This window comes from Pseudomonas defluvii (genome assembly GCF_001695625.1).
Lineage (GTDB): Bacteria > Pseudomonadota > Gammaproteobacteria > Pseudomonadales > Pseudomonadaceae > Aquipseudomonas > Aquipseudomonas defluvii.
Genome location: NZ_MBPN01000181.1, coordinates 1 through 5526, shown reverse-complemented (window position 1 = coordinate 5526; position 5526 = coordinate 1). Strand labels below are relative to the sequence as shown.

Genomic DNA, 5526 nt, shown 5'->3' with positions numbered 1-5526 from the left:
TTTTGTGCCGTTCAAAAGTGGGTCGCCGTAAAAGGCGAAACCAGCCGGTGGTGCCACTACAGGGAATGGATATGTTCACGAGGCGAGTGCCAGTAGCCACAAACGACCTCCTGAAGGGGCGACTTGGTGCCGCCTGCAGGTTCAGCGCATTGAAAAACACCGCTAGCAAGACCGGCTCAGACCATGTCGCGCCCTTAAATGAACAGCATTACGCACAGGAGCGGGTTCTACTTACGCGCTGCTTACTCGTTCTGGTTGCCGTAGTTCATGATCGACAGCAGGCGAATCGGCACCTGCACCAGTTGCTCCGGCCCGTGGGGAACCTCCCCGTCGAAGGTCAGGCTGTCGCCGGCTTCCATGCGGTACAGCTGATTGCCATGCCGGTAGATCAGTTCACCTTCAAGTAGGTGGAGAAACTCGGTACCGGGGTGGGAGAAGGTCGGGAACTCTTCGCTGGCGTCATCCATGCTCACCATGTAGGCCTCGAAGTTCTTCTTTGGCCCACGGGTATGGTTGAGCAGGTGGTAGGTGTGGCCTTTCTCGGTACCTCGCCTGACCACTTCAAGGCCTTCACCAGCTTTGACCAGTAGAGCGCTGCTGCCTTGTTGATCGTACTGGCTGAACAGTTTCGACATGGGCATGCCCAGTACGTCGCAGAGACGGCTGAGGGTATCGAGGCTGGTGGATACCTGCGCGTTTTCGATCTTGCTCAGCATGCCCTGGCTGATACCGGCGATACGGGCGACGTCGGCCAGTTTCAGTTCCTGGGCCTGGCGCTGACGTTTGATTTGCATGCCCAGGTACTGCTCGAGCTTCAGGCGGGGTTGCGTTTCATCGGTCATCGTTATCACAGCCTGCACTATTTCTTTTCAATAATTTTATATTCGCACCAGGAATGTGCGATGTACACCCCTGTCGAGCCTGTCCACCCTCGATTATTCGCGGTGGGAAAGCAAGTTTCCCATATAGACAGCAGCAACGCTCCCCTTCGCGCATTCAGGTCAGTGGTATTCCAGAGTTGGCAAGCTGATTGCATTCCTATTGGGAAAGTAACTTTCCTGATTGGAATAATGTGGTTGTCAGGGAAGTCAGGCGTTTCAACCTTCCACAACGCTTTGCCTTTCACGAGGAGTGAGATCCATGTTGCCACCAGATACCCAGCATTTGATCGAGAAGCATGGGATCAAGTACGTGCTGGCTCAGTTCGTTGACATTCACGGTTCGGCGAAGACCAAATCAGTGCCGGTTTCTGGCCTGAAAATGGTTGCCGAAGACGGTGCGGGCTTCGCGGGATTCGCCATCTGTGGCATGGGCATGGAGCCGCATGGCCCGGACTTCATGGCCCGGGGCGATCTGTCGACGCTGACGCCGGTTCCGTGGCAGCCAGGCTACGGCCGTATCGTGTGCATCGGTCATGTCGATGGCAAGCCCCATCCCTATGACAGCCGTTATGTCTTGCAGCAGCAGATCAAACGCCTGAGCGATAAGGGGTGGACGCTCAACACCGGGCTGGAGCCAGAATTCAACCTGATGCGTCGTGATGAGCAGGGGCGTCTGCAGCTGGTGGACAGCAGCGATACCCTGGACAAGCCCTGCTACGACTACAAGGGGCTGTCGCGTTCGCGGGTGTTCCTTGAGCGCCTGACCGAAGCCTTGCAGCCGGTGGGTTTTGACATTTACCAGATTGACCATGAAGACGCCAACGGTCAGTTCGAGATCAACTACACCTACAGTGAAGCCATGGAGTCCGCGGACCGCTTCACCTTCTTCCGCATGGCAGCGGGTGAGATTGCCAACGACCTGGGCATGATCTGCTCGTTCATGCCCAAGCCCGACCCGAAGCGGGCCGGCAACGGGATGCACTTTCACTTGTCGATCGCCAGTGCCGAAAACAAGAACCTGTTCCACGATGCCAGCGATCCAAGCGGCATGGGCCTGTCGAAGCTGGCGTATCACTTTGCCGCAGGCCTGCTGGCGCACGGCCCGGCGCTGTGTGCTTTTGCAGCACCCACGGTCAACTCCTACAAGCGCCTGGTGGTGGGTCAATCGCTGTCTGGCGCAACCTGGGCGCCGGCGTTCATCGCCTTTGGTGCCAACAACCGATCAGCGATGGTCCGTGTGCCGTACGGTCGCCTGGAGTTTCGCTTGCCCGATGCGGGCTGCAACCCGTACCTGGTGAGCGCGGCAATCATCGCAGCGGGCCTGGACGGCATCGACCGCAAGCTCGAAATCGACAAGGTCTGCAACGAGAACCTCTACAAGCTCAGCCTTGAAGAGATCGCCGCACGTGGCATCAAGACCTTGCCGCAATCACTCAAGGAAGCCTGTGATGCCCTGGAGGCCGACCCCTTGTTCGCCGAGGTCATGGGGCCGGAGATCGTGGGCGAGTTCATCCGCCTCAAGCGCATGGAGTGGGTGGAGTACAGCCGCCATGTGAGCGACTGGGAGATCCAGCGCTACACCGAGTTTTTCTGATTCGTTAATCAACCGTTCCTGACGCCCGGTGAGTGGGGAGGGCGTCTTCTGCCCTGGAGTTTCTAATATGTGTGGAATCGTGGGTCTTTACCTGAAAAACCCCAAGCTTGAATCCCAGTTGGGCAAGCTGTTTGAACCCATGCTCGAGGCCATGACGGATCGTGGTCCGGACAGTGCCGGTTTTGCCATCTACGGTGATGAAGTGGCGGATGGCTGGGTCAAGCTGACCCTGCAGGCGACCACCGAGGGCTATGACTTCAAGGCCTTGGTTGCAGCCGTCGAGGCCCGCCTGGGCTGCGCGCTGGACTGGTTTCAGAATGCCAGCGCCATTGTCCTGAAAGTACAGGCGGACGAAGCCGCGGTGCGGGCCGTGTTGGCCGAGTTGGCGCCAAGCGTGCGCATCATGAGCGCCGGGCAGAGCATCGAGATTCTCAAAGGCATGGGTTTGCCCAAAGAAATCTCTGAGCGTTTCGGCCTGGCCAGCATGAAAGGCAGCCACATCATCGGTCACACCCGCATGGCCACTGAAAGCGCGGTGACCATGGAAGGCAGCCACCCGTTTTCCACCGGCGCCGACCTGTGCCTGGTGCATAACGGCTCGCTTTCCAACCACTCGCGCCTGCGCCAGAACCTGCGCCGCGAAGGTATCACCTTTGAAACCGAGAACGACACCGAAGTGGCCGCCGGCTACCTGACCTGGCGCCTGCAGCAGGGCGACACGCTCAAGCAAGCGCTGGACAAGTCGCTGGAAGACCTCGATGGCTTCTTCACCTTTGCGATCGGCACACGCAACGGCTTTGCCGTGATTCGCGATCCGATTGCCTGCAAGCCGGCGATCCTCGCCGAGACCGACGACTACGTTGCCATGGCCTCGGAGTATCAGGCGTTGTCCAGCCTGCCAGGTATCGAGAACGCCAAGGTCTGGGAACCGGTCCCAGCCACCATGTACATCTGGGAACGCGAGTCGGCTTAAGGAGCACGCACATGAAAACTATCGATTTGTCCAACGCCTCTGTGCGTGAACTGAACCAGGCCCTGCATGACCAGGCCAAGCATGTGGATGACCGCGAATGGGTCGTGACTCACCCTAACGGTGCACACAACCTGGCGGTCGGGGTCAACCAGGAGGTCTCTATCGATATTCAGGGCCACGCCGGTTACTACTGCGCAGGCATGAACCAGAAAGCCTCGGTCACCGTACATGGCAACGTCGGTGTCGGCTGCGCCGAGAACATGATGTCGGGGTATGTGCGGGTCAAGGGCAGCGCCTCGCAAGCGGCGGGCGCCACCGCACATGGCGGCCTGTTGGTGATCGAGGGGGATGCCGGTGCGCGTTGCGGCATTTCCATGAAAGGCATCGACATCGTGGTCGGCGGCAGCATCGGCCACATGAGCTGCTTCATGGGGCAGGCGGGTCGTCTGGTGGTGTGTGGCGATGCCGGCGATGCGCTGGGCGACTCGCTGTACGAAACCCGCATCTATGTCAAAGGCAAGGTCGAGTCGCTGGGTTCGGACTGCATTGCCAAGGAAATGCGTGCCGAGCACCTGGAAGAGCTGCAGCAGTTGCTAGATCGCGCTGGCCTCAATGAAAAGGCCGCTGACTTCAAGCGTTATGGCTCAGCCCGCCAGCTGTACAACTTCAAAGTCGACAACGCCTCCGCGTACTGATCCAGGAGAACCACAATGAGCGAAAAGACCCCTCCAGTGCTGCGCGAGTCCGCCACCTTCGACCGCCTGGCCATTCAGGAAATCCAGCGTGCCGCCGAAACCGGCATTTACGACATCCGCGGCGGTGGCACCAAGCGCAAGCTGCCGCATTTTGATGACCTGCTGCTACTCGGTGCCAGCGTTTCGCGTTATCCGCTGGAAGGCTACCGCGAGAAGTGCGGCACTGATGTTGTGCTCGGCAACCGTTTTGCCAAGAAACCGATTCACCTGAAAATTCCCGTGACCATTGCCGGGATGAGCTTCGGCGCCTTGTCGGCCAACGCCAAGGAAGCGTTGGGCCGTGGCGCGACCATTGCCGGTACCAGCACCACCACCGGCGACGGCGGCATGACCCCGGAAGAGCGTGGCCAGTCGCAGCACCTTGTTTATCAGTACCTGCCGTCGCGCTATGGCATGAACCCGGACGATCTGCGCAAGGCCGATGCCATCGAGATCGTGTTGGGGCAGGGCGCCAAGCCGGGTGGTGGCGGCATGCTGCTGGGCATGAAGGTGACCGAGCGGGTAGCGGGTATGCGCACCCTGCCAATTGGTGTCGATCAGCGCAGTGCCTGCCGCCACCCGGACTGGACCGGACCGGACGACCTGGCGATCAAGATCGCCGAGATCCGTGAAATCACCGACTGGGAAAAGCCCATCTACGTGAAAATCGGTGCCAGCCGTCCTTATTACGACGTCAAGCTGGCGGTCAAGGCCGGGGCTGATGTGATTGTCCTCGACGGTATGCAGGGCGGCACGGCGGCGACCCAGGAAGTGTTTATCGAGCATGTGGGCATTCCGATCCTGCCGGCCATCCCGCAAGCGGTACAGGCTTTGCAAGAGATGGGCATGCACCGCAAGGTTCAGCTGATTGTCTCTGGTGGTATCCGCAACGGCGCCGATGTCGCCAAGGCCATGGCGTTGGGCGCGGATGCTGTTGCAATCGGCACTGCGGCGCTGATTGCACTGGGTGACAACCACCCACGTCTGGATGAGGAACTGAAGAAAATCGGCTCGGCCGCAGGCTTCTACGACGACTGGCAGAACGGTCGTGATCCGGCTGGGATCACGACCCAGGACCCGGAACTGTCGAAACGCCTGGACCCTGTTGAAGGTGGGCGTCGTCTGGCCAATTACTTGCGGGTGTTGGTGCTTGAGGCGCAAACCATGGCGCGCGCCTGCGGCAAGTCGCACCTGCACAACCTCGATCCTGAGGACCTGGTGGCCTTGACGGTGGAAGCGGCTGCGATGGCACGTGTGCCGCTGGCAGGCACCCATTGGATTCCTGGCCAACAGTACTGAGCCAGCGCTGTAAACGCAGCACCCCTCCCTGGAGGGGTGTTGTGC

5 protein-coding genes are annotated in these 5526 nt (G+C 59.8%); 4 read left to right on the top strand and 1 reads right to left on the bottom strand.

The window, feature by feature from the left end:
* Positions 1-242: 242 nt before the first annotated feature.
* A complete protein-coding gene (locus EKA13_RS25695; RefSeq protein ID WP_065761885.1) occupies positions 243-842 on the bottom strand; it encodes a helix-turn-helix domain-containing protein in 600 nt (199 codons plus the stop codon).
* Positions 843-1140: 298 nt separating this feature from the next.
* Between EKA13_RS25695 and glnT the strand changes: the two genes are divergently transcribed.
* The 4 genes from glnT to EKA13_RS25675 all read left to right on the top strand — a co-directional run bounded on the left by glnT (position 1141) and on the right by EKA13_RS25675 (position 5481).
* Positions 1141-2475, top strand: coding sequence for a type III glutamate--ammonia ligase (glnT, locus tag EKA13_RS25690; RefSeq protein ID WP_065761884.1), 1335 nt, complete (start codon positions 1141-1143; stop codon positions 2473-2475).
* Between the two features lie 67 nt (positions 2476-2542).
* On the top strand, positions 2543-3448 hold the full coding sequence (locus tag EKA13_RS25685; RefSeq protein ID WP_065761883.1) for a class II glutamine amidotransferase: 906 nt from the start codon (positions 2543-2545) through the stop codon (positions 3446-3448).
* Positions 3449-3459: 11 nt separating this feature from the next.
* A complete protein-coding gene (locus EKA13_RS25680; protein WP_065761882.1) occupies positions 3460-4143 on the top strand; it encodes a GltB/FmdC/FwdC-like GXGXG domain-containing protein in 684 nt (227 codons plus the stop codon).
* A 15-nt stretch (positions 4144-4158) separates the two neighbouring features.
* Entirely contained in the window at positions 4159-5481 is a 1323-nt protein-coding gene (locus tag EKA13_RS25675; protein WP_065761881.1) for an FMN-binding glutamate synthase family protein, read from the top strand.
* Positions 5482-5526 lie beyond the last annotated feature (45 nt).

Coding starts and splice junctions, on each gene's coding strand:
- EKA13_RS25685 (WP_065761883.1), top strand. CDS start 2,543: ATGTGTGGAATCGTGGGTCTTTACCTGAAAAACCCCAAGCTTGAATCC.
- EKA13_RS25695 (WP_065761885.1), bottom strand. CDS start 842: ATGACCGATGAAACGCAACCCCGCCTGAAGCTCGAGCAGTACCTGGGC.
- EKA13_RS25680 (WP_065761882.1), top strand. CDS start 3,460: ATGAAAACTATCGATTTGTCCAACGCCTCTGTGCGTGAACTGAACCAG.
- EKA13_RS25675 (WP_065761881.1), top strand. CDS start 4,159: ATGAGCGAAAAGACCCCTCCAGTGCTGCGCGAGTCCGCCACCTTCGAC.
- glnT (WP_065761884.1), top strand. CDS start 1,141: ATGTTGCCACCAGATACCCAGCATTTGATCGAGAAGCATGGGATCAAG.